This window comes from Kitasatospora sp. NPDC047058 (genome assembly GCF_040643935.1).
In the GTDB taxonomy this organism is placed as follows: Bacteria; Actinomycetota; Actinomycetes; order Streptomycetales; family Streptomycetaceae; genus Kitasatospora.
Genome location: NZ_JBEYVJ010000851.1, coordinates 1 through 1,467 on the forward strand (window position 1 = coordinate 1; position 1,467 = coordinate 1,467).

General features: G+C 76.9%; 2 protein-coding genes. Both read left to right on the forward strand.

The features are described from left to right. Positions 1 to 852 (forward strand): condensation domain-containing protein (locus tag ABZ885_RS41065; RefSeq protein ID WP_360200303.1); only part of this gene is annotated, 852 nt, incomplete at its 5' end. A 5-nt stretch (positions 853 to 857) separates the two neighbouring features. Continuing rightward, a partial coding sequence (locus tag ABZ885_RS41070; protein WP_360200305.1) for a condensation domain-containing protein occupies positions 858 to 1,467 on the forward strand: 610 nt, incomplete at its 3' end.

Here is a 1,467-nt window from a genome sequence, read left to right on the forward strand (position 1 = left end):
CTCGCCCCGGAGGACCCGCCGCTCGGACGGCGCCCGCTCGACCCGGCCGTCGACACCGCGGCCAACGCCGTCCGCCGGCACCTGGTCCTCGACCCCGGACGCAGCGCGCCGCTGCTCGACCGGGTGCCGGACGCCGCGCACGCCGCCGTCCCCGATGTCCTGCTGACCGCCCTCGCCGCGGCGGTGCGGCGGTGGCGCACCGAGTGCGGACTGCCGGCCGGCGACGACGTGCTGGTCGAGGTGGAGGGCCACGGCCGGGCCGACCTCGGGACGCACCGCGACCTGTCGCGGACCGTCGGGTGGTTCACCAGCATGCACCCCGTCCGGCTCGCCGCGGGCCCGGGCGACGGCCCCGTCGACGCCCTGCTGCGGGTCAAGGAGCAGCTGCGCGCCACCCCCGCCGACGGGATCGGTTTCGGCCTGCTGCGCCACCTGAACGACGGCACCCGGGCGGAACTGCGGGCCCTGCGCAGGCCCCAGATCCTCTTCAACTACCTGGGCCGGCTGCCCGGACGGGGGAGTGGCGACTGGAGCCCGGTGACCGCCGACGCGCTCCTGCACGACGGCCGCGACCCCCGGATGCCGGCCTCCCACGGCCTCACCGTGGACGTCCTGGTCCGGGAGGTCGGGCAGGGCCCCCGCGTCGAGGCGGCCTGGACGGCCCCCGAGGGGTGGCTGCCGCCGGCCGGCCTGGACCGCCTGTGCGCGCTGTGGACGCAGGAGCTGGACCGCCTCGCCGAGGCGGCCGCCCGCCAGGCGGTCAGCCGGCACAGCCCCTCTGACTTCCTGCTGGCGGGCCTGACCCAGGCGGAGGTCGACGAACTGGAAGCCGAACTGGAACGATGGGCCTAGAACGCATGCGCACCTCACGCCTGGAAGACGTCCACCCGCTCACAGCCCTGCAGTCGGGCCTGTACTTCCACGCCCGGCTCGCCGGCGACGACACCGACGTCTACACGGCCCAGCTCACCCTCGACCTGGCCGGACCGCTCGACCCGCAGGCGCTGCGGCGGGCGTGCTCGGCGACCGTCCGACGGCACTCCGCCCTGCGCACCGGGTTCCGGACCAGGCCCACCGGCGACCCGGCCCAGTTCGTGGTCCGCGGCCTCGACGCGCCCTGGGCCGAGTCCGACCTGCGGGCCGAGGAACCCGCGCTGCGGGCGCCGCTGCGGGCCGCCCTGCTCGACGGCGACCGGCGCGAGCCCTTCGACCTCGCCCGCCCGCCGCTGGTGCGCTTCCGGCTGATCCGCACCGGCGAGGAGCAGTGGACCCTCGCGCTCACCAACCACCACCTGATCCTCGACGGCTGGTCGTTCCCGCTGCTGGTGGAGGAGGTCTTCCGGGCCTACGCCGGCGCCGCCGACCCGGGCGAACCGCCCTCCTTCCGCTCCTACCTGGAGTGGATGGCGGGCCAGGACCGCGCCGCGGCCGGCGCCGCCTGGCGGCTGGCGCTGGACGGCCTGGACC